The organism is Paenibacillus hunanensis, assembly GCF_014645615.1.
GTDB classification, from domain to species: Bacteria; Bacillota; Bacilli; order Paenibacillales; family Paenibacillaceae; genus Saccharibacillus; species Saccharibacillus hunanensis.
In genome coordinates, this window is record NZ_BMMB01000007.1 from 117885 (window position 1) to 142684 (window position 24800).

Annotated in this window: 20 protein-coding genes; 16 read left to right on the forward strand and 4 right to left on the reverse strand. The window is 46.5% G+C overall.

The features are described from left to right. Window positions 1–267: 267 nt before the first annotated feature. The 3 genes from IEX62_RS16040 to IEX62_RS16050 all read right to left on the reverse strand — a co-directional run bounded on the left by IEX62_RS16040 (window position 268) and on the right by IEX62_RS16050 (window position 6648). On the reverse strand, window positions 268–4011 hold the full coding sequence (locus IEX62_RS16040) for a non-ribosomal peptide synthetase family protein (RefSeq protein ID WP_188776553.1): 3744 nt from the start codon (window positions 4009–4011) through the stop codon (window positions 268–270). 232 nt (window positions 4012–4243) lie between these two features. After that, entirely contained in the window at window positions 4244–6001 is a 1758-nt protein-coding gene (locus tag IEX62_RS16045; protein WP_188776554.1) for a methyl-accepting chemotaxis protein, read from the reverse strand. A 449-nt stretch (window positions 6002–6450) separates the two neighbouring features. Further along, complete coding sequence (locus IEX62_RS16050) at window positions 6451–6648, reverse strand: hypothetical protein (protein ID WP_188776555.1); 198 nt, start codon at window positions 6646–6648, stop codon at window positions 6451–6453. A 247-nt stretch (window positions 6649–6895) separates the two neighbouring features. Here IEX62_RS16050 and rpiA point away from each other — a divergent pair, with 247 nt between their 5' ends. From rpiA to IEX62_RS16095, 9 genes are all read left to right on the forward strand, one after another. Continuing rightward, window positions 6896–7573 (forward strand): ribose-5-phosphate isomerase RpiA, encoded by a 678-nt coding sequence (gene rpiA / locus IEX62_RS16055; RefSeq protein WP_188776556.1) that lies wholly within the window; start codon window positions 6896–6898, stop codon window positions 7571–7573. A 224-nt stretch (window positions 7574–7797) separates the two neighbouring features. Beyond that, window positions 7798–8424, forward strand: a complete 627-nt coding sequence (locus IEX62_RS16060) for an FMN-dependent NADH-azoreductase (RefSeq protein ID WP_188776557.1) — start codon at window positions 7798–7800, stop codon at window positions 8422–8424. 334 nt (window positions 8425–8758) lie between these two features. Then, complete coding sequence (locus IEX62_RS16065; protein WP_229685855.1) at window positions 8759–9235, forward strand: MarR family winged helix-turn-helix transcriptional regulator; 477 nt, start codon at window positions 8759–8761, stop codon at window positions 9233–9235. A gap of 233 nt (window positions 9236–9468) precedes the next feature. After that, on the forward strand, window positions 9469–11022 hold the full coding sequence (locus tag IEX62_RS16070; protein ID WP_373289149.1) for an ABC transporter substrate-binding protein: 1554 nt from the start codon (window positions 9469–9471) through the stop codon (window positions 11020–11022). Between the two features lie 720 nt (window positions 11023–11742). Beyond that, entirely contained in the window at window positions 11743–12048 is a 306-nt protein-coding gene (locus tag IEX62_RS16075; protein ID WP_188776559.1) for an antibiotic biosynthesis monooxygenase family protein, read from the forward strand. A gap of 31 nt (window positions 12049–12079) precedes the next feature. Beyond that, the gene (locus tag IEX62_RS16080) at window positions 12080–13159 is read left to right on the forward strand and encodes a cobalamin B12-binding domain-containing protein (RefSeq protein ID WP_188776560.1); all 1080 of its coding nucleotides are present in this window, start codon (window positions 12080–12082) and stop codon (window positions 13157–13159) included. Between the two features lie 31 nt (window positions 13160–13190). Then, window positions 13191–14924, forward strand: coding sequence for an ATP-binding protein (locus IEX62_RS16085; protein ID WP_188776561.1), 1734 nt, complete (start codon window positions 13191–13193; stop codon window positions 14922–14924). Between the two features lie 354 nt (window positions 14925–15278). After that, window positions 15279–16034 (forward strand): class I SAM-dependent methyltransferase, encoded by a 756-nt coding sequence (locus IEX62_RS16090; RefSeq protein WP_188776562.1) that lies wholly within the window; start codon window positions 15279–15281, stop codon window positions 16032–16034. A gap of 37 nt (window positions 16035–16071) precedes the next feature. Beyond that, complete coding sequence (locus IEX62_RS16095) at window positions 16072–16515, forward strand: GNAT family N-acetyltransferase (RefSeq protein WP_188776563.1); 444 nt, start codon at window positions 16072–16074, stop codon at window positions 16513–16515. Between the two features lie 322 nt (window positions 16516–16837). On the opposite strand, the gene IEX62_RS16100 is transcribed toward IEX62_RS16095, so the two are convergent. Further along, on the reverse strand, window positions 16838–18085 hold the full coding sequence (locus tag IEX62_RS16100) for an MFS transporter (RefSeq protein WP_188776564.1): 1248 nt from the start codon (window positions 18083–18085) through the stop codon (window positions 16838–16840). 208 nt (window positions 18086–18293) lie between these two features. On the opposite strand from IEX62_RS16100, the gene IEX62_RS16105 reads away from it, so the two are divergent. The 7 genes from IEX62_RS16105 (at window position 18294) to IEX62_RS16130 (ending at window position 24795) form a co-directional block, all read left to right on the forward strand. Further along, window positions 18294–18878, forward strand: coding sequence for a TetR/AcrR family transcriptional regulator (locus tag IEX62_RS16105; RefSeq protein WP_188776565.1), 585 nt, complete (start codon window positions 18294–18296; stop codon window positions 18876–18878). Between the two features lie 377 nt (window positions 18879–19255). Continuing rightward, entirely contained in the window at window positions 19256–20845 is a 1590-nt protein-coding gene (locus IEX62_RS16110) for a PucR family transcriptional regulator (protein ID WP_188776566.1), read from the forward strand. A 66-nt stretch (window positions 20846–20911) separates the two neighbouring features. Beyond that, entirely contained in the window at window positions 20912–21046 is a 135-nt protein-coding gene (locus tag IEX62_RS23965) for a hypothetical protein (protein ID WP_268239821.1), read from the forward strand. Window positions 21047–21211: 165 nt separating this feature from the next. After that, window positions 21212–21727 carry a 2-oxo-4-hydroxy-4-carboxy-5-ureidoimidazoline decarboxylase gene (gene uraD / locus IEX62_RS16115; protein ID WP_188776567.1) on the forward strand — a complete coding sequence of 172 codons (516 nt, stop codon included), beginning with the start codon at window positions 21212–21214 and terminating at the stop codon, window positions 21725–21727. Further along, complete coding sequence (uraH, locus tag IEX62_RS16120; RefSeq protein WP_188776568.1) at window positions 21724–22077, forward strand: hydroxyisourate hydrolase; 354 nt, start codon at window positions 21724–21726, stop codon at window positions 22075–22077. Before uraD ends, uraH begins: the two co-directional genes overlap by 4 nt. Window positions 22078–22151: 74 nt before the next feature. Further along, window positions 22152–23543 (forward strand): allantoinase AllB, encoded by a 1392-nt coding sequence (allB, locus tag IEX62_RS16125; protein ID WP_188776569.1) that lies wholly within the window; start codon window positions 22152–22154, stop codon window positions 23541–23543. Beyond that, the gene (locus IEX62_RS16130; protein WP_188776570.1) at window positions 23536–24795 is read left to right on the forward strand and encodes a M20 family metallo-hydrolase; all 1260 of its coding nucleotides are present in this window, start codon (window positions 23536–23538) and stop codon (window positions 24793–24795) included. Before allB ends, IEX62_RS16130 begins: the two co-directional genes overlap by 8 nt. Window positions 24796–24800 lie beyond the last annotated feature (5 nt).

Consider the following 24800-nt stretch of genomic DNA (forward strand, 5'->3'; position numbering starts at 1 on the left):
ATCGACTCTACATGAGCTGGTTAGTTAGCATAAGTCATTGAGACACGTAAAAGGATTATGACGTCGATATCGAGTGGGATGCCAGGCTGTGGTGAATGGAGCTGGAAGCGAACCATAATTAGAAATCGGTAAATGACGTTTATTTGAATGGCATAGCTGGATAGATGAATGTTCTAAAAGGCTCCTTTGATTATAACCAATGGAGCCTTTTAGGTATATTCGTATCATTCAGTTGAACAATAATGATAGATAATAGTACATATAGAATTAAGCATTCAAAGAACGAGAAGACACAGGCTCATCAGCTGACGTGCTGTCTGATGTTGCAGGAGTCGCTTTGAGCTCTGCTACAGGCTCTGGGAAATAACCAATACCAGCTGCATAGGACAGCATCGCTTGAATAAATGTCAGATCAGGTAGCGCGCAGCTGATACCGTCCTGTTCAAGACGCTGCGCTGTCAGTGGGTTAGCCAGACGATAGGGTGATTGACGTGCTCCGTCACCCTCTAGCTGTGCCATGGCCAGCTGCATAGCCTCTGCAGGCTTGCTGATCGAGCTATCGAGTAGCCAGTTATGATACGCATCCTGACGAAGCTGCTCGACCGGGTAACCAGCGTCATTAATCAATCCAATTAGATCACTGTACAGCAACTGCTGCGGGTTGCAGATGTGGAAGATACGACCTGCGGTATCTGGCTGTAATGCCAGGTGCACGATGGAACGTCCAGCATAATCGATCGGTGTAAAGTCCATCCATTGATCAACAGCAGGAGCTTTACCAAGCAGCAGCATAGCTTTAATCATCCGGTACATGGCGTTACTGTCGATATTGCGCTGGAAGCTACCGCTCATCGAATGGCTGGACAGATTACCTGCACGGTAAATGTTAATAGCCAGTCCTTGCTCTGCTGCTTGCAGTACGAGTTTCTCACCTTCCAGCTTACTGTTGGTGTATACGTTCTCCGCGCGTAGTGAATCTGGAATGGTCCCCGCTTCTATAACTTGCTGCCATTTGCCCTCCAGAGACAGGTCTTCTGGAATCCCCATTGTCGATACATAATGGAAGCGAATGCCTTTACGCACAGTTGCCAGCTTCAGCAGCTCATTGGTTGACAGGATATTCGTTTTACGGAAATGCTCCGGATCACCGAAATGACGCACATCGGCTGCACTGTGAATGATCGCATCCATGCTGTGAGCGAGCAGTTCATGATCCGCTGCACTAATTCCCAGTCCAGGTTGCTCCAGATTGCCCTCGATGACCGTCACCCGCTCGTCGAAGCCGGTCAGCATATTACGTCCAAAATAAAGCTCCATTGTCGACTTGAGGCGATCCAGACTGCTGGCATTACCTGATTTACGTACCAGCGCATAGATGTGCGCCTCGCTACGTTGGAGCAGCTCATACAATAGATAGGAGCCAAGATAGCCAGTACCACCAGTAAGCAGCACGCCTGTTGTTGGTTTTAGCATTTCCTGAGGAGCAGCGACATTTACACGCTCCGGGAATTCCACCAGATCGATCAGCTCACAGGATGGTGTAAATGGCAGAATATCTGCTTGACCGCCACCAGGAAGCTCAGCACGGGCTGCGAGTGCAGCAATCGTTTTACATTCAAAGAAGTCGGCGATTTTAAGCCCTGGATAATCGGATTTGAGTAGTACCAGTACATGGATAACATGCAGGGAGTCGCCACCGATCGAGAAGAAGTCATCATGGATACCGATCTGCTCACGATTCAGCACCTCAGACCATGCTGCGGCAAGACGCTGCTCCGTCTCCGTTGAAGGTGCTACATAGCCTACAGCTTGCTCAGCAAGCTCGGTATTCGGATAGTTAACCAGCTTTTTACGCTCTGCTTTGCCTGTAGGTGAGATCGGGATCTCATCGAGCTGACATACAAACTTCGGTACAAAGTATGAAGGCAAACGATCAGCTAAAAATTGCTTGATCGCCGCTGGGGACAGCTTGCTTCCATCACTCGTTGTAAAGTAAGCCACAAGCATGTTTTGATTGGAAGCATCTTTTTTCGCTACAACAACAGCATCCTGAATCGCCTCGTATTTGTTCAGATTATCCTCGATTTCACCGATTTCGATGCGATGACCGCGAATTTTAATCTGAGAATCACGACGTCCTACATATTCGATGGTTCCGTCTGGTAACAGCTTCGCTAGATCGCCGGAGCGATAGAGCTTCTCGCCTGGAATATGAGGATGATCTACGAAAGCTGCTGCTGTTTTGTCAGGTTGATTCAGGTAGCCTTTGGCGATACCGACTGTGGAGATATACATTTCACCAGGTACACCAACCGGGCAAGGCATTTGCTGATCATTCATAATCCATACTTCGTAGTTATTAATTGGTCGTCCAATCGGTACATTGACGATATGCTCTGGCAGTGTATCGCTTACTTTGTGCATCGTAGCGCAGACGGTGCATTCTGTCGGACCATAGGCATTTACAACATGTACGGTTTGATCGATCTTCTGCTGGAATGCACGTACACGCTCGCCGTACAGTGCTTCACCAGCGACAGCGAGAAGGCGCAGGCTGTGTAGACGAGCGTAGCCTTCTGGGGAAAGGTAGGCAGACAGCTGATTAAAGAAAACGGTAGGTAATGCTGTAACAATCGTCGTCTGTGTACGCTCAATCGCTACGGCAAACTCTTCGATCGATACCCGCTCATCCGCATCCAGCATGTACATGTGAGCACCGTGGAACAGAGGAGCAATCGTATCCCATACCGAGCCATCAAAGCTATAGCTCGCAAATTGAGCCATAATATCCTGTGGTACGATCTCAAATTGCTCATTCAGCACCTGACCGAGATTGACTACACCACGGTGAGCGATCAATGTTCCCTTTGGCTTACCTGTTGAACCGGAGGTGTAGATGACATACGCCAGCTCATCTGGCAGTACACCGACATCTGGATTCGATGTAGCCGCTCCAGCAGCATGAACCGATTCGATCGGAACGATACCGCGCAGAGTGGAGATCCCCGCAGTCAGCTCATGTACCTTGTGATAATGCTCATTCTGTGTGAGTACAAAGGCAGAGCGTGTATCCTGTACGATATAATGGTTGCGGTCATCAGGATGGGCAGGATCGACTGGCACATACACACCCCCAGCCTTCATAATGCCAAGCAGGCTGACCACACTGTACAGACTGCGATCGAGAAACATCGTAACAAATTCCCCTTTACGAAGTCCTTTGGATAACAGATGATGTGCAATCTGGTTGGCTTGCTCATTGAGCTGTGTATACGTCCAGGTTGTATCACGGAAGCTGATTGCAGGACGCTCTGGATGCAGAAATGCCGCTTTTTCAAATGCACCATGAAACGTCAATTCGTTGTTATACGGCGCGGTTGTATAGTTGAGCGCAGAATACAGCACTTCATCCTCGGGGTTCAAAATGTTCACAGCGCCTACCGGAAGCTGTGGATCAGCAAGTAATCCTTCCAGCAAGCGAATATAGTAGGTAGAGAAGCGAGCAATCGTTGCAGGCTTCAATAGAGAGTCATTATATTCCACCACCATCGTTAATGAAGAAGGCTGCGGCTCAATTGTCCAGTTGATCAGTTGTCCTGGTTGTGCTGGAATTGTCTGACCGAAGCTAAACACGGTTTCACCTTGAACCCGTTGTCCGGACTTGCCTTCTTTTAGCTGAGCATATACCTGCTGGACGATCGTTTCGAAGGAAGGAGACTCTTCAAAAGACACAGACACGGGAAAGGTTCCTTTATTAGAAGCAAACAAGACGGCAGTTTCATATTCAGCGGACATGCGATGAATCCATCCCAGATAAGCGGCGAGTAGCAGACTTTGCTGCTGCAAACCAGCTTCAAGACGAGCTACATATCCAGCGATCGTTTGACCAAGATCAAAGCGATGGATTGCAAATGTATCCTTTTGATGCTGACGGGCATGATCAAGTGGAATTTGCAGAGCAGGAAGTTGAACCGGCTTATTGGCAGGACGAATATTTTCTGGTGAGGACATAATGATCTCTCCTTTAAAATGAAGTTGATGAACTGTAGGTTGTATAAGCACAGTTGAAAAGAGAGTTGCGTTGTTACATTTTGTTTCATATACACATATGATTATATGATTTCTCCTATACACCTGTAGAAAAGAAATGCCTTCCAGCGCAATGTGGAGGGCATTCTTTTCCCTGGCTGTACAGGAGAAGGAACCATTAAATTAGTGTCTGGTGCGAAGTGGCGTACTCTTTTTAATCTGCTTTACGAACATGGAAATGGGAGATCAGCTCTTGCAGTTGCTCCGCCATATTGGACAGCTGATTCGCTGCTTCAGACGTAGAGACAACCGTTGCTTTTTGACCTTCCAGGTTTTCAGATACTTTGTTACTGTTGGCAGCAGCGACATTCGCTGTTGTTCTCAGGTTCTCTGTAGTTGCAGCCATCTCTTCCGTTCCGGCGGAGATTTGCTGTGTTGCACTGGAGATATCCTGAATTTGCTCGGTTACTTTTTTGGTTGCAAGGTGAATCTCAGCAAACAGCTTGCCTGTTTGATCCGCGATTGACATCCCATGCTCCACTTCGGTTGTTCCTTTTTTCATCGAGGTTACCGCATTTTGAATCTCGTTTTGGATCTCAACGATCAATGTGCTAATCTGATTCGCAGAATCGGCGGATTGCTCAGCCAGCTTACGTACCTCGCCAGCAACGACCGCAAAGCCTTTACCATGCTCACCGACACGTGCAGCCTCAATGGATGCGTTCAGTGCAAGCAGGTTCGTTTGACCGGAGATGCCTGTGATAATACCGAGAATATTTCCGATTTCCTGTGAACGGCTTTCCAGCAATTCAACTGCTTTAGCTGTCTCATGCACGGAAGTTGAGATCAGCGACATCTGCTTCGTAACATCGCTCACAATCTCATTACCATGCGCTGACTTTTGCTCCATCGCAAAGGCTTCATCCGAAACTGTGGACGAGTTTTTCGCAATTGTACTAATAACTGTAGAGACTTCATTCATCGCTTTAGCTGTTTCTTCTGTAGCAGCTTCCTGGTATTTCATACCGTCTGCGATATCCTGAACACTGTTTGCCAGACTAAGCGAACGGCTACTGTGATCGGAGGCGCTGTCCATCAGCATTTTCGCAGATTCAGTAACCTGCTTGGAAGCCGATTGTACATTGACGATAACGCTATTCATTTTCGCGACCATCTCGTTGAACTTCTGGTTAATAATTCCGAGATCGTCCTTACCGGTTTTGATATGAATATCCAGATTACCCTTGCTGACCTCTTCAATCCCGCGTATTAGCTCACGAATTGGAGACAGTGTACGACGTACAATGAAGAATTGCAGTACGAAGATAATAATCAGGAAGATAACCATAATGGTGATCCCACGGATGAGAAGCTGGTGCAGACCATCTGGTACAGCACTTGCATCTACATCGACACCAAAGTAAGCAAAAATCTTACCGTTGGAGTCTTTGATAGGGTAAAGGATCGTTGTCCACAGACCAAAATCATCGCTATAGAAGCTAGTAAAGGTAGTTTGACCCGTTTTCAGCATTTCCTGAATACCTTCAACAATCGTCTGTGGCTGCTCGTACATATCACCGATGTTAACCTTGCCTTCTTTGAGGGCTTCCATCAGTTTGGTTGGAACAGCTACAAGCTGTGTACCGTTACCATTTTCTAGCTCGGTACCAAATACATAAGCCTGCGCGATATTTGGATTGTATTTGTTCACGTTATCCAGATAGGAGCGCAATTCGCTTTGTACGGTTCCTTCGTAGCTTTTTTCAGTCATTGCCTGTTGAACTTGCTGTGACGTAATGCCCTGAGCAAACGTATCGGTGACGGCTTGAATCTGTCCGTGAAGCTGATCGATTAGAATCGATCGTTGTGTGATATAACTGCTGACGAGCAGAATGACACCAATCAACACAATGCTAACTGCTGAGATGATCAGATTTTTTGCAACGAATGATAGCCTGCCTATTTTCTTCAATGATCTTCACTCCTGTAATAAGTATGGAATTAGCTAGGGTTAGGCACTGAATGATTACTCAGTGGCCATTTCCGACGATTGCAAGGCTTAGCAAATTAGGTATTTAGGATTATTTTTTAGTATGTAAGAATTAGTATTACCTAAAAATTGAAGGTAAAATTTTTCCTAATACTAGAAATTGAATCTCTATTTGCTAGCCAGCACACAAAAGTATATGTCGGAATTTGTAGGCAGTTATGTTATAGCATTGTGAAAATTTATCAGGAATGAATATGCTACTCATGGTGTAGTTCTTTTAGACTATTAGCATATACCCTGAAAAATCCGACTTGAAACATTTCAAATTAATTTTTTACAATATAAAATATTACAATTTTTGACATGATTCGCGATGAGCGATTTACTTTGTATTTCTGAAATACATGGGATAAAATATAAAATAGAGCGTATTAGCTGTGGTAATTGCCTTGAGGCTGGTCAAGCACCCACTCTAGCATGGTAGACATATCTTCCAATCGAGCGAGTTGCTGATGTAATGAGGTATAAGCAGCAGCTTCTGGTGTGAGTGTAGAGAGGCGTGTGCGCAAATTCGTCTTTTGTGTGTTGAGCTCATGTAGCTTGGCCTTGATCTGATCTTGAGTTCGCATAAGGCAGGCTCCTTTTCAAATGGGAATGAATTGAGATTGAGATGGTGTGTATTCGCCAGTTTCAGTTCAGTATAGTTCAATTGATTCAGGAAATCCATGTATGCAGACGTATTTTAATACATAAATAGCCATACATGCCAGAACTGGAATGTTATTCTTCTCATGTGGATTAGAATGGGTATGTTGCTTGTTAACAGAAGTGATGGAAAAACAGGACAAAAATCTGAGCAGTGGAGTGAACGAAACGATGAATATTAAGCAGCTGGCTGCTGAAAAAGCAGTGGATTGGGTAGAAGATGGAATGACAGTCGGATTAGGTACAGGCTCAACTGCGGTCTATGCCATCCGTAAAATTGGTGAGCTGGTGCAGCAGGGAATGCGTATTCAGGCGGTAGCAACTTCAGAGGAATCGGAGAAGCTGGCACGCGAGCTGTCGATCCCAATTTTGCCATTTGCTGAGGTCGGTACGATTGATCTGACCATTGATGGAGCGGATGAAGTCGACCCGGATCTGAATCTGATCAAGGGCGGTGGCGGTGCATTGCTGCGCGAGAAGATCGTAGCTGCACGTAGTCGTCAGGTGATGATCGTCGCTGGTGAAAATAAAGTCGTGAAGCGTCTGGGTGAATTCCCACTACCTGTAGAGGTCGTTACCTTTGCCCATGAGTGGACGATTCAAAAGCTCGAAAGTCTGGGCTGTACGCCGGTACTGCGCAAAACGGACAGCGGTGAGGTATTCATTACAGATAACGGCAACTATACAGTGGATTGTCATTTCAATGAGATTCTGAATCCAGCTCGTATGCACCGGCAATTGAACGATATTCCGGGTGTGGTTGATAATGGACTATTTATCGGTCTGGCAAGCGCGGTAGTCGTTGCTTATAATAGTGGCACGATTGAGGTTAAGCGCGCCGGGCAATAATAGATGGCACTAAGTAATAACGCACTCATTATAGAGTAAAGAATACAATCCAAATTACAGGCACACTTGAACCGGACAGACTGTTATGCAGTCGGCTCCGGTTTTTTTAATTATTTTACGAATTGATTTTGCCAATAACGGTTGACAAAAATGATTTGTTATACTATCTTTAAATCAAGATTTACTAAATCATAATTTTTTGAAGAGCCAAAGGAGAGAAAACGATGTCTAAAGTTTTATTTGTAAAAGCGAACAACCGTCCTGCCGATCAAGCAATCAGCGTACAACTGTACGATGCCTTCCTGGAGAGCTATAAAGCTTCCCATCCACAGGATGAAGTAGAAGTGCTAGATCTGTTTGAAGAAAATCCTCCTTACTACGATGCATTCGTAATCGGTGCGAACTACAAAGCAGGTCAAGGCTTTGACGTATCCGCTGAAGAGCAAGTAGCTGTTGATCGTGTGAACCGTTACATGAACCAGTTCCTGGCTGCTGAAAAAATCGTTATCGCATTCCCACTGTGGAACTTCACGGTTCCAGCGGTTCTGCATACTTACTTCGACTACCTGTCCCAAGCAGGTAAAACATTCAAATACACTCCAGAAGGTCCTGTAGGTCTGGCTGGCGGTAAAAAAGTAATGCTGCTGCACGCAAGTGGTGGCGTATATTCCGAAGGCCCTGGCGCAGACGTTGAGCTGGCTGTTCGTTATGTAAAATCGATGCTCGGATTCTGGGGCATTACAGATGTTGAGAAATTCCTGATCGAAGGTCACAACGCATTCCCTGACCGTGCTGCACAAATCGTTGCAGAAGGTCTGGAGCAAGCAAAAGAAGTTGCAAAACAATTCTAATATAAGCTTTTGACAGCTTGCTGTAGATGGCTTACCCGCCTTAGGGCGTTTGACTGGCTCTCGCGCTTGTCTGTGATTCCCATTACAGCGAAATCCTTCAGTCAAGCAGCTGGGGTCGGAAGGAATATGAAATGCCGATGTCGAAGTATCTTATCGAATGCGATTCATACTCACAGGCAGATCATGCCCGCAGCGACTGCCCGCTGCCGAATGAATGGAATGGATGTATTCATACGTGATCCTTTGAAGCGATCCATAGATTAGAATGGCGCCTGGATGTACTACATGATTGTAGTACGTTCAGGCGTTATACATCATGAGGGAGGAACAAATCATGAAACAGGCCAATCGCACAACTGCTCCTGTTAACGATGTGGAGAAAGAGTCTTTGCATCTGTGGATGGTTTTATCGAGAGCCTATCAATCGGTTGTATCGTTGATCAATGCCGATATTCAGAGCTATGGTCTGAACCCGACCGAGCTGGGAGTACTGGACTTTTTGTATCATAGCGATGAGCCGCAGCCACTACAGAAGATTGGACAAAAGGTACTGATCTCAAGCGGTAATATCACCTATGTGGTCGATAAGCTGGAAAAGAAAAATTTACTTGCTCGCCGTTCGTGTGACAATGACCGCCGTGTTATTTTCGCGGAACTGACAGAGCAGGGCAATTCGTTCTTTGAAGGTATTTTTGATCAGCATAAGCAAGCCATTGTGGAAGCGATGGCAGGATTGACACAGGAAGAAAAACTGGTCGTGATTCCATTGCTAAAAAAGCTCGGCTTTGCCGCGGCGGATAAGACAGTCTAACCGATAGCTTCTATCGGTTAGACTTTTTTTGTGTTTAGCGATGCCATTTCTTGGATGATTTCACGGGTTAGATAGCGTCTTATGTATAGAGCTAGAATAAAGATTGACCTGCTCAAAAGGAGTAAGTATAGTAAGGAAAAAATCATATTTTGTCGCTATTTAGAATGAGGTAGAATTGGTACCTTATATACATAGAGTGAGATTAACAATCGTGAGAATGGGAGTGCGGCAGGATGATGGGGAGATGGCTAACTGGCAGTATTGTAATAGGGATTATAGCTAGTATATTTGCCGGTTGTAGTGTGAATAGCAGCAGTTCGACTAATCCGATGGAACAGTCTGATGTTCATGCTACAGGTAGGGTGCTCACGATTGGTACTACCGCAGATATCGAGAGCTTTGATCCACCCAATAATGCGAATACGGTGAGCGAAGCGGTGCTTGTGAATATGTTTGATTATTTGCTCAAAAATGATAATAACCAGCATAAGATTCCAGTGCTGGCAACGTCATGGAAGAAAACAGATGATAACACATGGCGCTTCAACCTTCGGCAGGGGGTGCATTTTCATAATGGCGATCCCTTTACTGCTGCGGATGTGAAGTATACATTGGAGCGCGTAGCCAAAGATACTTCTCTCAAGCAGAACTCGTATTTTAAAAACATCGCGGAAGTACGTGTGATCGATGATTACACGGTTGATATTGTAACCGACGGGCCTGATCCGTTGCTGCTTAATCGTCTCTGCAAAACGGGAGCAGGGATGCTACCCTCGAAGTACATTGATACGAACGGAATCGCCGCTTTTTTGAATCAGCCTGTAGGCACCGGGCCGTACAAATTTGGTAAATGGATGAAAAATGATCGTGTGGAGCTGGTACGTAATGATGAATATTTTGGTGGGAAGCCGAAGTGGGATGAAGTTGTATTCCGGGCTCTTCCAGATTCAGCAGTACGCGTATCTGCACTGCTGGCTGGCGATATCGATATCGCTACCGGACTTCTAGCTACCGATAGCAAGCGAATTAATGAAGTGAAAGGCAAGACGATTGTAAAAGCGCCGATTCAGCGTGTACTGCAAATTATTTTACGGATGTCAGAAGGAAGCCCGACTGCTGATCCCAAAGTACGTGAAGCGATCGATCTGGCGATTAACAAGCAAAGTCTGGTGAACAGCATTGCCGGGGGAGCAGGGATTGTTACGCGTACCTCGGTTACGCCGGGGAATTTTGGTGCAAATCTATCCTTATACAAGCAAGCATTATACAATCCGTCAAAAGCGAAGCAATTGCTGCAAGCAGCAGGCTATAGCACAGGTGGGCCTGAGATCCATCTGAGCGCTTCCTCCACGTATAAGGAGTACGCGAGCAGGATTAGTGCCATGCTGGATCAAGTAGGCTTTAAAACGAAGCTGGACGTGCTAGAGCCCGGTGCTTTTATGGAGCGTTATGATTCTAAAGCTTTTAAAGAAGCATTTATCATCGGGATCGGTAACTCGTTATTCGATGCTTCGAATAATTTTAATCGTTATTTGAAATCGGCAGCAGTGGGTGAAACGGATTATAACAATCCGAAGACCGAGCGATTGTTACAAGCTGCCGCTACCAATACGGATATAACTTTGCGGGAAAAGCAATACCAGGAGGTGCAGCAGATTCTGGCAGTCGATCGACCTGCTGTATATCTTTTCCAGATGGAAGGCATCTATGGTATGGATCAGCGAGTCCGATTCGAGCCTCGTAAGGACGAAATGTTTTATGCGGAAGATATTATACCTGTCAGCTAGTGTACAGGCGAAACGAATTGCGAATCTCTTTATTAGCAGCCTAGATGCATGAATGAATTCAGCAGCTGAAAAAATCCCTTCTACTAATAGTGTGTAATTATTTGATTGTTTGAGCATGCTAGATGAGATTGTCATGGAGCACATCTGCATAATCGACTTGAGGGATGAGAGTGACTGGGCAAAGAACGTTGACGTCTCAGAAACGAATGAAAGGATAGTATAGTTAAATACAATGAATGAATCCCTTTATTTAAGATGACTGATACTGAATAATGTTATATTTATTTAGAGTGTAAAAAATGGTTTTGCGAAATTAAACTTGTATATTTGGACTATAAGGTTTATAGTAGGGCGACATGGAAACAGAACAAAGGGGTTCGACAATAGCGATGTCTATGGAGTCGAGCCCTTTGTTTATCTGGTAATGCAGGTTTTCGTGTAGGAATTATGGCATTTGGTACGGCTCAAGTTCCCATACTCAATACCTGCTAGAATATAATAATTTTGCGATTTCGAAGTGACATAGGTGCAAGGGAGCTTGCTTAATTAACTGATGTATGGGAAAATTTCACTAACGCACTCGAACGTTGGCTGCTGCATCTATTGCCGGTCGACGCTGATCGAAATCGTATAAATGGAAGACGAGTCAAGATTCTGTCCGGCAGGGGCGCTGGACAATGAAGGATCTTTTCTCATTACTGCTTGGAGGGACATTACTTCGTGTATATCGTGCAGTCCATCATTCAGGTGCCGGAGCATAAGACGGAGCAATTGATCGACATTTACCGTAACCGGAGCCGACTTGTGGACGAGCAGCCTGGCTTTGTATCTTTTCAACTTCTTCAGAGCGAGAACACACCAGCGGAATTCGTGGTGCAGACAACCTGGCAAACGAAAAGCGATTACATCGCCTGGGTAAAAGGAACCGATTTTCAGCGTATTCATGAGCTGGAACGCCAGTATCCTGATCAGGAGTTATCAGATATTAAACCTACTGTAAAGCGTTATGTCGTACGCGCGGAGTAATCCCCTGCCATTGTACAGGAGGTGTCCGCTGATGGCATTACAGGAGCAAGGAACAGCGGGTGAACAATTAATTATACAAGCGGACCGACTGGCAGAACAGGTGACGATCATTCAATACCTGAAACAACCGGATCTGGTTCATCGATTTGGGGCCAAGGGTAGAGACAGAACAAAACAGGACTCGATGTACAGCCTGAGCTATTTAGCGGAAAGCGTACTTTTAAAAAGTCCTGCACTGTTCATGAACTATATCTCTTGGCTCAAACTGCTTTTGCGAGGATATCGGGTAACCGAGCAGGATCTGGTCGTTAATCTACTCGCAATTCGTAGTGTATTGCTGGAGCATTTCCATCATCAGGACAGGCAGCATGTGATTCAGTATCTTGATCTGGGCATCGATTATGTCGCTCAGGCAGATGCGCCTGTATGTTATGTAACAGCAGATGCGCCGCTTGGTGCAGAGGCTGCGACGTATTTGGATCAACTGCTGCATGGGGACCGGAAGCTCGCTTATGCAGGAGTAGTCGATCTATTAGCGCAGGGGATCAGTATCAAGGATATCTATCTGTATATTTTTCAAACCGCCCAATATGAAGTTGGACGATTGTGGCAGACAGGCGAGATTAATGTCGCACAGGAGCATTATTGTACGGCTGCCACACAAAGCATCATGTCAAGGCTGTATCCACAGTGGTTGTCAGCGCACCATGCTACTCAAGCTCGTCGCCTCGTATCGGCATGTGTCGGTAATGAGATGCACGAAATGGGCATACGCATGCTGACCGATTTCTTCGAAATGGAAGGCTGGGATACGTATTATCTTGGAGCGAATGTACCGGATCGTAGCTTGCTGGAAGCGATTATTTCCTACAAAGCAGATCTGGTGGCGATTTCCGTAACGATGACTTTTCATGTGCATCTGGTGCAGCAATTTATTACGACAATTCGCAGTAGTAAGGGAGCCGCACACGTTAAGATTATTGTGGGTGGTTTGCCTTTCAATATAGATCGGGAACTCTGGAAAAAAGTTGGAGCCGATGGTTATGCGCCTGATGCAGATGGAGCAACCAAGCTGGCTGATACTCTGGTACCTGCTGCGGGACAGCAATAGCCGGTGTTCAGCAGAATATGGGGAAGGGAAGATGAAGGCAATGACAAATGCAGAGCATGAAATCATGGTTTTGCGCAAAACAATTGAAGATCTTTCCCACCAGATTATCCAGAGTAAGCACCAGGAAGAAAAAGCACTTTCTGAATTTTCGGCTATGAACAATGAGCTTGTGAATTTGCAGCGTTTACTCGCTAAAAGTAATGCGGAGCTACGTGCAGCACGTGAGGAAGCAGAGCAGGCGAATCAGGCACGTGCCCGTTTTCTCGCGATTATGACCCACGAGATTCGCACACCGATGAATGGTGTGATCGGGATGGCGGAGATGCTAATGTCCTCGGAGTTATCAGAGGAGCAGAAGCGCTCGGTGATGCTTATTCAGGAATCAGCAGAGCTGCTGCTGAGTATGATTAACAATATGCTTGATCTGTCCAAGATGGAAGCAGGCAAAATGCAGCTACAGGAAGGCGTTATTAATATGCGTCTTCTGCTGGATCATATTATCCGACTCATTGAACCGAAAGCGAATGAAAATGAGAATACCATTTCAACCTTTATCGATTATCGCGTAAAAAGTGATCTGATTGGTGATGGCGGACGAATCCGTCAGATTCTGCTTAATCTGATCAACAATGCCAATAAGTTTACGCGGAACGGGAAAATCGAAGTAAGTGTGCAATTGAAGGAAAACCGTGCAAATCTACAGGTTCTCCATATCGAAGTATCCGATACTGGCATTGGTATTGCACCGGACCAGCAAAAACGATTATTCCAGCCTTATGCACAGGCAGAACGTCCGGAGCAGCACGGTGTGGAAGGAACAGGGCTGGGCCTCTCCATCTGTAAGTCATTGGTGGAGCTGATGGAAGGGACAATTGATTTGAAAAGCGATGAAGGCAAAGGTTCTATCTTCTGGTTTGATATTCCTTTGAAAAAAAATACAACGACCGAGGCAAAATCGGAGCAAGAGCAAGCAAAAGGTATAGAGGAGCGCAATCGTCATGCATCGAATGCTCCAGTTGCTCGCGTAACCGATCAGCCTATTCTAATCGTAGAGGATAATCCGATTAACAGTCAGGTTATTCAGCTTCAACTGAAGAAGATGGGCATGAGCAATGTTCATCTAGCGACCAATGGTCAGGAAGCCTTCGATGTATTTCATCAGCATCAGTATGTACTGGTGTTAATGGATAATCGCATGCCCGTCATGGATGGATTCCAGGCGACACGCAAAATTAGGGATCTGGAACGCATGAAGCTGCGCGAGCCCGTACCGATCATTGCGTTAACTGCGAACACCAGTCCAGAGGATCGACAGCGCTGTCTGGAGGTCGGAATGGATGACATTTTAACCAAGCCAGTCAATCTGGAAAGCCTGACCCGCATTTTGCATAAATGGTTACCGGCAGCGGCAACGACCGAAAAGGTGCTTGATATGAACGTCATTCAGGAGATTATTGAGCTGAATGAAGAGGGTGACCCGGAGGTATTACGTACGCTGATCGATATGTATCAAAACGAAACGCCTGGAAAGCTGGAGCGCTTACAGCGACTGGCGAATGAACGAAACGCGAAAAGTCTTGCCGAAGCAGCACATGAATTAAAATCTGGCAGTCTGAGCATTGGTGTGCATCATCTGTCCAAGCTGTTATCTGAGATTGAGCAGAAGGCACGTGAAACTAATTTGGACGGCATTGAGACGCTGGTGCAATCGTTATTCCCGGCGTATGATCAGGTCTGTATGGAGCTGAAGCAGCTGGTGAATTAAGCACACCGCTGCTTAGGTGAAGTCCTACAGCATAATAATTACCCTGATCATCATTTAACAAAAGATAGACAATAGGGTATTCAAAATCGATGCCAGAATCGATTCAATAACAATAGCTGTACGATGCTTTATCGTAGGATGGATAGTTAGGAAGCCTGCACCCCTCAGGGGATGCGGGTTTTTTTGTATGCTTTTCGGTGCAGAATATTAAGTAGCAGATTGGATCGGCTCTGATAGGATAACCCTTTACTTGGAACACTAAAATGGGTCATCCTGAGTGGGTAGGCGATAACAATTCGGTGTGTGGGGTAATGGTATACGATAACATAATGAGACAGAAGGGTGGATATCATCATGAGTGCTTCATTCAATACGGCAAGAGAATCAGAGAACCAGTACCATGAGCAATTTTATAAGGAAAATAAGCTGTTTGAGGATGGAAGCTGGATGTCGCGTCCAACCCCGTTAGTGATGGAGCTACTGGAGCGCTTGCTCCAATATACACCAGCACCGCGTGTACTGGATCTGGCATGTGGTGTAGGGCGACATGCCATTCCTGTCGCACAAAAGCTGGAGCAGGGTGGAGAGGTCGTCGGGGTAGATCTGCTGGAGGATGCAATCAAACAGCTACAGCAATATGCCAGCGAATATGAGGTGAGCGACCGTGTACAAGCGATCGTTGGCGATGTGGAGCATTATGAGATTGAACCCGAGCAGTTTGATTATATGATTGCGACCGGATGTCTGGAGCATGTATCCTCTCCGCAGGCTTTACACGACGTGCTGCAACGGATGCAAGCAGGTACGCGGATGGGTGGCATTCATTTTATCTCGATGACTTCATCGGTGCAGCAGGTAGACCAGCAGAACGGAAATGCAGAGGAAGGTAATATCGAGCTGAATCTGGATACAACGCAATTGCTGGAGCTACTGGAAAGTGAGTATGAGGGCTGGAATATTATCGCTCGCAAAGCTGTAGCACAGGCGATTGAGGAAAACAAGGATGATCGGGAAATTGAGCTACAGGGGAACTGGGTTACCTTTGCTGCGAGCAAGCAGCCACCATCCAATGAGCCGAAGCTATTGCAGCAGGACGAGCAAACAGGGTAAACTATTGGGGTGTGTTTGATAAACGGGAGGAACGATTATGCTTGAATTAATGAATGAACGACTGGATGATGCTGAATTGCGTGAGCTATTGTCCTATGCTGTATTTCCAGATGATGAGGTACTGGATACGGTACTGGAGCAATATCGTAATGATCCGCAGCAAAGGCTGTACAAATATGTAGAGGATGGCGAAGCGATCGGTGTGATTGGCTGTGCAGCCGATCAGGAGATGGAAGACGCACTCCGTATTCGCCATCTCGCCATTGTACCGGAAGAGCGCGGACTTGGCTACGGGCGCGGAATCATTTTGCTGCTGCTAGAACAGGAAAAGCCAGCGGTATTAATGGCTGAAACCGATGCGGAAGGCGTGGAATTTTATCGTAATATCGGCTTTTCGGTGATGAGTACGGAATTGGATGAAGGGGCTTCGGATTCGTATGTTTGTATTTTCCATGCGGATGTGGAGGAGGAAGAAGCATAAGCCAGCCATGTTGTGAGAGGCTGGTGTAGGTGCATATAGCGATCAAGAGGCAATGCGCAGTTATGCTATGGTTATAAACAATATAAGCAATCGTAGTAGACAACAGCAATAGATAACAGCTAAACAAACAAACTGTCCATTGATCAGTGGGCAGTCTGTTTGTTTAGCTATTCAGCTTATTGATCAGGCATAAATATCAAGCTGTTCCTTAAAGGAGCCGTTGCTTGATTCTATTTATAGTTACAATTAGATTTATATAGTTACCTGGTACAGATGTATTATTACAGGTTAGGATGTGGGTGCTATTCATTCTTATAGGGATTCATCCCGTAGATTTACAATGACCTGTAGAGGATGAGGCTACAACCGATACTGGCACACGGGACATTCGCCGCGTTAGTGTCCAGCATAGGAGTGCGCCAGCGCTAAAGCTCAACCCAAGCCAGCAGACACCATTCCAACCATAACGAGCGTACACCCATGTTGCCGCCAGCGAACCCAATGCACTACCGATCGAATAAAAAACCATATACGCACCTGTCAAGCGACTTTCTGCTTGTGGTCGTGCACTCAAAATCATACTCTGACTCGTCACATGTACAGCCTGCACTGCCAGATCCAGTACGATAATACCGACAATAAGAAACCATACACTATGATACATATTCCACATAAATACCCAGGAGAGCACCAGTAAGGCTAAGGCGATACCACTTGTACGTTGTGCCCAGCCGCGATCAGCCCATACACCCGCACGTGAAGCCGCAACCGCTCCGGCTAGCCCGGCAATGCCAAGCAAACCAATCGTACTATGAGAAAAGTAAAATGGTGCTGTGCTTAGTGGAAATACAAGTGCTGTCCATAGCGTGCCAAACGTTGCAAAGATCAGCATGGCCAGCAATGCTCGTACACGCAGTACAGGTAATTCGCGGAACAATTGCAGGGTGGATAAGACGAGTTGGCTATACGAGGGGCGAGTAGAAGGAGCTGGTGTCGCTGGCATGTAGCGATACAGCAGAACGACAATCAACAGTAAAGCAGCAGCGGAGCAGCCATAGACGGAGCGCCAGCCTGCCAGATCAGTCAGCAACCCAGCCAGCACACGAGCGAGTAAAATGCCGATCACGATGCCGCTTGTAATGAAGCCTATCGTTTGGCCGCGCTGCTGTGGCGCAGACATCGATGCTGCGGCTGCAATGATCGTCTGTGCGACAACGGCTAATCCACCAATAAGCCCAATACCGATCCAGAATGAAGTAGATCCAGAGGCTGTAGCTACAAACAGCAGGCACAGAGCGGACACTAGCATCTGCCCGATAATAAGCTGACGACGTGGTAAAAGATCGCCTAATGGCACCAGAAATAATAAGCCACATGCATAGCAAATTTGCGTAGCTGTAATAACGGAGCCAGCCAACGCTATGTTCATATGTAGATCGGCTGCAATAACATTAAGCATGGGATGAACATAATAAATGTTGGCGACAGACAGTCCGCATGCTGTAGCTAATAATAGGATAACAGGCATAGATAATGTTTTGATCGAAAGAGAGGTTGGAGAAATTTTCATAGAAGAGACTCCTTATTTTTATTTTATACCGATTGGTATATAATTTAAGTTCAATATAATCATTTCATAAAATAGTGTCAAGCGATAATAATAAATACAAGTTATGACGTAGGCTGTATATGCTATAATCATAAAGAAAAATGATTAGTTAATTGTTCGCTTATTGGAATTATATTATTTACTTATCGGTATAAAAAGAGGTGTGAATATGGCGAGAAAACGCGAATTTGATGAGGAGTATGTATTACAACAGGTGATGAATCTGTTCTGGCACAAAGGGTATGAAGCAACATCCATGTCTGATCTAACGGCTGTAACTGATTTGCAGAAACCAAGCCTGTATGCTGCCTTTGGTGATAAGCAGGCATTGTTTGAAGCGGCATTACGTCGATATAATCACCAGCATGCCCAGCGTATCGATCGATTGTTGCAGCAGGACACAACAGCGAGACAATCTTTTGAGCGTTTATTTCAGTATGTGACACAATCGGATGATCAGCATCAGATCGAATATGGTTGCTTTTGCATCAATACGATGGTAGAGCTGGCGCCGCATGATGAGCGTTTTGCAGTACTGACAAGGGAGCATCAGATGTATTTGAGTGCGCTATTTACCCGGCGTTTGGAACGAGCGATTGTTGAAAAGGAACTGAGCCCGGATTATGATGCACAGGCTCATGCGCAGACCCTGGTGACTGGTATACTCGGGTTAACGGTAATGTTGAAGACGAATCCTGATCCTATGTTTATTCACGCAACGACGACTGTATTGCTGTCTTCTTTAATCCCATAACGTCTAGTTCAGCGTGTATGTGTCTTGAGTATAGAGCGAACATTCAGGATGAAAAGGTATGATTAGGATGCAACTCGTTCCGCAATCGTACATGCTTGGTAGGAATATTCAGCATGTGTATACCGTGTTCATCCATCATTCAGTGCAAATGAAAATCGCATCTGTGCAAAGGTTTGAAAACGGGCATATTTTTGTGAAATATACAAGATAGTACATTAAATAATTTGTATGTTATAATACGTGACAATATTTGAGTTTAACGGCTGAACTAGACGGTTGTATCGCAAGCTGCTCGGCTGAAAACTGCAAACCATACTGTCCTGTAGCTACCACAGTACAGGGAATGCAAAGTGAAACACGGGGGAGAGGGTGCTCGTATGCAATTGACTGTCAAGGAAGCGCTGGCGGTCTATCCGTTATCGGAGGCGCGTCTTGTTGCGGGTGCCGGGGGAACGTCCCGGCTGATGAAGTCGGTGAATGTGATGGATGCACCGGATATCGCAGATTGGATTAAAAGTGGAGAGATGTTGTTTACAACGGCTTTTCTGATGAAGGATGATCAGGAGGCAGCGATCAAGCTGATGCGTAAGCTGAATGAGCGTGGCTGTGCAGGCATGGGCGTGAAGCTGGGACGCTTCTGGGATGTGATTCCACAGGCGATCATCGAAGAAGCCGATCGATTGCAGTTTCCGCTATTAGAACTGCCGTTTGAATTTACCTTTTCCGATCAGATGAATGCCCTGTTTCAGGTGGAGCATGAGCGGAGCACCAAGCTATTGCAATCGGTGCTACACAAACAGAAACAGCTCATGCAGTTCGCGCTAAACAAGGATTCACAAAGCAATGTATTTGCTGCATTGGAGGGCATTATTCAATATCCGGTCGCGATCATTGGCTCACGTGGTCATGTGCTGTATAACAGCGGCGAGGGCAAAGAGGATGGATTACTACAGGGTTGGCCGTGGAAAATGTCGCTGACCCGTGTGAAATGGAATCAGGGTAGCTGCTACCGCGTGCCGATTATGCAGCGGGATGAGCAATACGGCTTCCTACTCGTATTCACAGATACGGCGATTCAGCTGCGTGAAGAGGAAGAGCTGTTCCAGCAAGCTGCCGAGGTGCTGGCATTTCACATGGATACAACGTATCGGGAGCATATTAATCCAGGCTTACAGGATAAGATACGTACCCTGATGGCAGAGCATCTGGCACGGCGGATTTCGATTAGCGATTTGATTCAAGGTGCAGAACGGCTTGGGATTAGCCTGTTTGGCGGACCGTATCAATGTGTGCTGACAACGCTGGAGCCGCAGGCATTTTCCTCCGAAAAACGGCTGGCTCAGATTCATCAGGAGCTACAGTATAATCCGCTGATGCAGCTATTTCCGTCCCAGCATTTTCGGGTAGAGGAAGGGATTCTGTCGATCTATACATGTCCATCGGAGCGTGATTATGGAGAGGAGCTATCTGCCTTTCTGATGACACGGTTTGAGGATATGGCAGAGCTGGCGAGTGATGGTGGCAGTCCGCGCTTCTGGATTAGCAATATTAAGCTCAAGCCAGAATCGTTCCGTGAGGCATATCAGGAGACGGTGGAGACACGTAAGCTGGCGAAGCGGTTTGGTATGGGGCATATGGCGTTGCAGTTCCATACGCTTGAATTCGCCTATGTATTTCAGCATGTGCCTGAGCATATTATGGAAACGTATTGTAATAAAGTGCTGGAGCCGCTGATGATTCGAGACGGTGATCCGAATCAGGTACTCATGGGCACACTGGAAGCCTTTGTTGAAAATGATGGCTTGATTAACGAAGCGGCTAAGCAGCTGTATGTGCATCGCAATACGGTGACGTATCGTATGGACAAGATCGGTAGTCTGCTCCAGATGGATTTTAAAAAGACGAATGATCTATTGAAGCTAAAAATGGTGTTCACATTCCGTAAGTTTTTGAAAAATAACGGATAAACAGGCTCAGAGTAAAGCAACTGCAACATACTCATACATGCTGATTCGATAAAGGAATGAATTCATATGAAACGGAGCATTTGGATAGTGCTGGGTGCTGTGATCGTCGTAATGATCGGTCTGTACATCGGCATAACAGCATTGTATCATCAACCACCGACTTCACAATGGATCGAGCAAACAGGATCGACACCACAATAACAAAGAGCAAGCGTCTATGGATGCTTGCTCTTTTTGTATTAAGGCATCATTCACAAAACCCTACTTCAATGTTATTTTATATAACAAAAAAATAAAGCTTTAATTGATATGTTCGATAACCTGACGTAAAATGATAAAAATAAAACGAATAATGGGGCGATCGTAGTGGAACGTACATCTCAACCGTGGCAATCATGGACGAAAGAGCAATTTGTAGCACAATTTAGTAATTTATATGAGCATTCTCCATGGGTGATCGAGCAAGCATGGAAAAAAGCTCCTTTTGATAGTTTACAGGATGTGTTAGATAAAATGAAAGCAGTTGTGGATGAAGCTGGAGCAGAGAAGCAGTTAGAGCTTCTGCGTCAGCATCCGGATCTGGGAGCGCGGATTCAGATGACCGAGCATTCTCAATCTGAGCAGGCAGGTGCTGGATTGGATAGTCTGACTCCTGAGCAATATGAGAAGCTATCACGCTTGAATCGGGAGTATACGGATACGTATCAGTTTCCATTTATCCTGGCTGTAAAAGGAAGAAATGCTGCTCAGATTCTCGACATTATGGAGCAACGTAACGGTCAACCCAAAGAGCAGGAATTCGCTACGGCTTTAGCGCAGGTGAATATTATTGTTGGCTTGCGTATGAATGATTGGGCAGAACGTCAGGGCTTGAGCGTATGAGTGGTGGTAAACTGACGACGCATGTGCTTGATCTCGGACAGGGCTGTCCGGCTGTAGGCGTAGCGATTGAATTGTATGAGGTCGCAACAGGGAAGCAGCTGGCAGTAGCGGTGACGAATCATGATGGACGTGTGGATGCTCCTTTGCTAAGTGGCGAAGCGATGAAATCAGGCGTATACGAGCTTCGTTTCCATGTAGGGGATTATCATCGTACACTGGCAAGCGCTGGGGCAGCGTCTTCGATCTGGGATATCGTACCGCTTCGATTTGAGATTCGAGATACGGATAGTAACTATCATATTCCACTATTAGTATCGCCTGGTGGATATAGTACGTATCGTGGAAGCTGATCATCACTGAATTATAGATGACATGGGGCTATAGTATGCCTTATATATAGATTGGATCGAGAGGAGCGGCAGCCATGACGCATAGGCTGGATGTCATCATTCAAGGCGGAACAGTGGTTCTGCCAGATCGTGTAGAAGTGCTGGATATCGGGATACAGGACGGTAAAATTGTACAGCTCGCTCCTTCATTGCAAGGGCAGCAGGCGTTGCGAACGATCGATGCGAACGGGCTTTATGTACTGCCAGGTGCAGTCGATATCCATGTTCATTTTAATGAGCCAGGTCTGGCATCGTGGGAAGGTTTCACGACCGGATCGGCTGCGCTGGCAGCTGGAGGCATCACAACTTATGTCGATATGCCGCTAAATGGTGTGCCGCCAACGACGAGCAAGGAACGTCTTGAATTAAAGCAGCAGGCGGCAAACGGAAATTCCTATGTCGATTATGCGCTCTGGGGTGGACTGGTAGAAGGCAATGTAGACCAGCTACAAGGACTGGTAGAGGGTGGCGTACCTGGCTTCAAAGCATTTATGTCGGAGCCTGGCGGTGATGGAGAGGATATTTTCACACGAGCCGATCAGGCTACATTGCGGGAAGGCATGAAGGAGCTTGCACGACTTGGATATGTGCTTGCCCTGCATGCTGAGGATGAAGAGATGGTAGCTGCACTTGCGGCTGAGGCACAAGCGGCAGGCAACATCCGAGAGCTGGATTATGCGCATTCTCGTCCGATCGAAGCGGAAGTACGTGCAGTACGCAATGCATTGCAGCTAGGTCAGGAGACGGGATGTGCGTTACATTTTGTACACATCAGCAGTCGTGAAGCAGTAGACGTTATCATAGCAGCCAAGGCGGCTGGACAGAATGTGACCGTAGAGACATGTCCGCACTATCTGGTGCTTACGGAGCAGGATCTGCTTCAGAAAGGCGTAGTCGCCAAATGCGCGCCGCCTCTACGTTCGGAGGCTGAGCAGGAGCAGCTATGGCAGGCGGTGCAGATGGGACTGATCGATATTGTGGCATCCGATCATTCACCTTGTCCACCGGAGCTGAAGCAGACGGACAATTTTTTCAAGGCATGGGGCGGCATTGCTGGTGCGCAGAGCACATTGCTGCTGATGCTGGAGGAAGGATATCATCGCCGTAGTCTTACATTACCTGCACTTATGACCATGCTGGCACAGCGTCCAGCCGAGCGTCTTGGATTAGCTCATTGTAAAGGGCTTATCGCCGAAGGAATGGACGCCGATCTGGTGCTGGTTGATCTCAGTCGGGGGAAAACGCTGCAACGGTCAGATTTATTAGATAAGCATCGTCAAAGTCCATATATCGGCTATACTTTCTCGTCAACGATTGTGGAGACGATCGTACGTGGCTCGACCGTCTATAGTGAGCAGCAAGGGCTTGCAGCTGAACGAATCGGACAAGGGGTCGCGTATAAGTCGGGAGGTGTCACCTATGGTTAAATCAACGGCTCAGACTACAGTTCTACTAGAGCAATACTGCGAGCAACTACAGCCCATGCTGGACTGGCTTGCTGGTTATGGTGCAGATCCGCAGGGCGGCGTAAGTCGTCTATTATATACACCAGAATGGGTGGCAGCGCAGGATGCCTTAGCGCAATATATGACACAGCATGGACTGGATGCCTTTTACGATCAGGCTGGTAATCTGACAGGAAGATTGCAGGGAACCGAACCCTCGCTTCCATCGATTGCTACAGGCTCTCATATCGATACGGTCATTATGGGTGGCAAATATGATGGTGCCTACGGAGTTGTGGCAGCGGTGCTGGCACTTGCTTATTTAAAGGAAGCCTATGGCCCGCCTAAACGTACATTAGAAGCCTTATCGCTTGCTGAGGAAGAGGGAAGTCGTTTTCCGCTTACGTACTGGGGTTCAGGCAATATCACTGGAAAATATACGGTGCAGGAATTGCCTAATGTACAGGATCGCAATGGAGTCACTCTCGCCAAAGCGATTCAGGAGGCCGGATTCGGAGTAGCATCGCCGTATGAATCGGGTCGCAGACAGCCCGGTGCTTATATTGAGCTTCATATTGAGCAGGGCTGTGTACTTGAACGAAGCGAGCAGCAGATCGGGGTTGTAACTGGCATTGTTGGACAGCGTCGCATTGAGGTTCGTGTCACTGGAGAAAGTAATCATGCAGGTACAACGCCGATGGGCTGGCGCAGTGATTCGCTTGCCTGTGCAGCTGAGATGATTACGACCGTACGCCGTAGCGCGCTGGCAGAGGGTGATCCACTGGTCGCTACAGTTGGCAATATTCAGCCTTTTCCAGGTGTATCGAATGTGATTGCTGGAGAGACGATGTTCACACTCGATATTCGTCATCTGGATAGTCAGAAGCTCGACGAATATACCGAGTGCCTGCGTGTTGAGCTAGCTGCGATTGCGGCTAGAGAAGGAATGACCCTGTTCTGGCAGGAAAATCTTCGCGCAGAGCCTGTGTTAATGAACTCGAGCATGATCGATGAGCTACAACATATTTGCGAGCAACATGGTATTCATAGCCGCCAGATGCCGAGCGGTGCAGGGCATGATGCTCAGATTTTCGGCATGATGTGTCCGTCGGCTATGATCTTTGTGCCAAGTCGTGATGGCATCAGTCATAATCCGCTGGAATATACCGCGTCAGAGGAGCTCGTACAGGGCTTCCGCGTGTTAACACAATGGTTATATCAAACTGCTTATTGAGGTGA